2 tRNA genes and 2 rRNA genes (1 of these 4 cut by a window edge) are annotated in these 2,798 nt (G+C 49.8%); all 4 read left to right on the top strand.

The features are described 5' to 3' along the window. Nucleotides 1–21: 21 nt before the first annotated feature. Nucleotides 22–1,541: ribosomal RNA gene (locus H7U19_RS16605) — 16S ribosomal RNA — on the top strand. Between the two features lie 157 nt (nucleotides 1,542–1,698). Continuing rightward, a tRNA-Ile gene (locus tag H7U19_RS16600) sits at nucleotides 1,699–1,772 on the top strand. 169 nt (nucleotides 1,773–1,941) lie between these two features. Beyond that, nucleotides 1,942–2,015, top strand: a tRNA-Ala gene (locus H7U19_RS16595). Nucleotides 2,016–2,203: 188 nt separating this feature from the next. Next, a 23S ribosomal RNA gene (locus tag H7U19_RS16590) occupies nucleotides 2,204–2,798 on the top strand; it runs 2,223 nt beyond the window's last position. Together the 16S and 23S rRNA genes with 2 tRNA genes alongside form the textbook arrangement of a ribosomal RNA operon.

The raw sequence follows: 2,798 nt of genomic DNA, 5'->3' as shown, positions 1-2,798 counted from the left end.
GCTAAAGGCCCGAACAGATTAACGATGAAGAGTTTGATCCTGGCTCAGGATGAACGCTAGCGGCAGGCCTAACACATGCAAGTCGAGGGGCAGCACGGATTGCTTGCAATCTGGTGGCGACCGGCGCACGGGTGCGTAACGCGTATGCAACCTACCTCTTACTGGGGGATAGCCTCTAGAAATGGAGATTAACACCCCATAATATATATAGTCCTCCTGGGCATTATATTAAAGGTTACGGTAAGAGATGGGCATGCGTCCTATTAGCTGGTTGGTGCGGTAACGGCGCACCAAGGCGACGATAGGTAGGGGCCCTGAGAGGGGGATCCCCCACACTGGTACTGAGACACGGACCAGACTCCTACGGGAGGCAGCAGTGAGGAATATTGGACAATGGGGGGAACCCTGATCCAGCCATGCCGCGTGCAGGAAGACTGCCCTATGGGTTGTAAACTGCTTTTGTACGGGAAGAAACACTCCTACGTGTAGGAGCTTGACGGTACCGTAAGAATAAGGATCGGCTAACTCCGTGCCAGCAGCCGCGGTAATACGGAGGATCCGAGCGTTATCCGGAATCATTGGGTTTAAAGGGTCCGTAGGTGGGCCGGTCAGTCAGAGGTGAAATCCCGCGGCTCAACCGTGGAACTGCCTTTGATACTGCCGGTCTTGAATTACTGTGAAGTGGCTAGAATATGTAGTGTAGCGGTGAAATGCATAGATATTACATAGAATACCGATTGCGAAGGCAGGTCACTAACAGTATATTGACACTGATGGACGAAAGCGTGGGTAGCGAACGGGATTAGATACCCCGGTAGTCCACGCCGTAAACGATGGATACTAGCTGTCCGGCTTCGGCTGGGTGGCTAAGCGAAAGTGATAAGTATCCCACCTGGGGAGTACGTTCGCAAGAATGAAACTCAAAGGAATTGACGGGGGCCCGCACAAGCGGTGGAGCATGTGGTTTAATTCGATGATACGCGAGGAACCTTACCAGGGCTTAAATGTAGTGGGACAGATCCAGAGATGGATCCTTCTTCGGACTCATTACAAGGTGCTGCATGGTTGTCGTCAGCTCGTGCCGTGAGGTGTCAGGTTAAGTCCTATAACGAGCGCAACCCCTGTTGTTAGTTGCCAGCGAGTAAAGTCGGGAACTCTAGCAAGACTGCCGGTGCAAACCGCGAGGAAGGTGGGGATGACGTCAAATCATCACGGCCCTTACGTCCTGGGCTACACACGTGCTACAATGGTAGGGACAGAGAGCAGCCACTGGGCGACCAGGAGCGAATCTATAAACCCTATCACAGTTCGGATCGGAGTCTGCAACTCGACTCCGTGAAGCTGGAATCGCTAGTAATCGGATATCAGCCATGATCCGGTGAATACGTTCCCGGGCCTTGTACACACCGCCCGTCAAGCCATGGAAGCTGGGAGTGCCTGAAGTCCGTCACCGCAAGGAGCGGCCTAGGGTAAAATCGGTAACTAGGGCTAAGTCGTAACAAGGTAGCCGTACCGGAAGGTGCGGCTGGAACACCTCCTTTCTAGAGAAAGACGGCCAAAAGGTATCACAACAAATGCGAGAAGTAGTCTGTTCTCACAGCTGTCAATTTAAAATTATAGAGTAGTAGGCAGTGGCCAGTACTCAGTCCGCAGTAGAGCGTTACTGCCAACTGCGACTGAACACTGCATACTAAATACAGTCTCATAGCTCAGCTGGTTAGAGCGCTACACTGATAATGTAGAGGTCGGCAGTTCGAGTCTGCCTGAGACTACAAAAGAAGTTAAAAGTTATAAGCAGAGAGTTAAAAGTTGCTTGTAGCTTTTAAGAAGTTCATTAAGAATAACAGGAAATTCTGGAAGTTGAGCAACCGGTTTGCAGTACGCAGTAGGCAGTACACAGTAACTGAATACTGGACACTGAACACTGCCGACTAAAGAAACGGGGGATTAGCTCAGCTGGCTAGAGCGCCTGCCTTGCACGCAGGAGGTCATCGGTTCGACTCCGATATTCTCCACGACTCGGTATGCAGCAAAACAGTATAGGGTACGCAGTATTAACTGCCGACTGAATACTGAAAACTGCCCACTGAAGAAAGTTCATTGACATATTGAAAAAAGATACATGAAATATTGGATAGAAATATTTGATAAAATTAATTATTGTAACGAGCAATAATTGTAACTCATTAAAAAGACAAAAGAACAATAAGCTACAAAAGAGCGTATGGGGAATGCCTAGGCTCTCAGAGGCGATGAAGGACGTGATAAGCTGCGAAAAGCTGCGGGGACTGGCACATACAGATTGATCCGCAGATATCCGAATGGGGCAACCCACTATATTGAAGATATAGTATCCGCAAGGAGGCGAACCCGGGGAACTGAAACATCTAAGTACCCGGAGGAGAAGAAAACAAAAGTGATTCCGCTAGTAGTGGCGAGCGAACGCGGAACAGCCCAAACCAATGTTGTTACGGCAATATTGGGGTTGTAGGACCACGACATTCGAAGCGTGATGAATTAGAATCCTTTGGAAAGAGGAACCATAGAGGGTGATAGTCCCGTATAGGTAAAGACCGATTAGATAGTGGTATCCTGAGTAGTGCGGGGCACGTGTAACCCTGTGCGAATTTGGCGGGACCATCCGTTAAGGCTAAATACTCCTGAGAGACCGATAGTGAACCAGTACCGTGAGGGAAAGGTGAAAAGAACCCCGAACAGGGGAGTGAAACAGAACCTGAAACCATACGCTTACAAGCGGTCGGAGTTACGCCTCGGCGTAATGACGGCGTGCCTTTTGC

The organism is Hyunsoonleella aquatilis (assembly GCF_014270105.1).
In the GTDB taxonomy this organism is placed as follows: domain Bacteria; phylum Bacteroidota; class Bacteroidia; order Flavobacteriales; family Flavobacteriaceae; genus Jejuia; species Jejuia aquatilis.
Note: the sequence above shows the minus strand (reverse complement) of the source record. Positions and strands in the feature narration are given on the sequence as shown.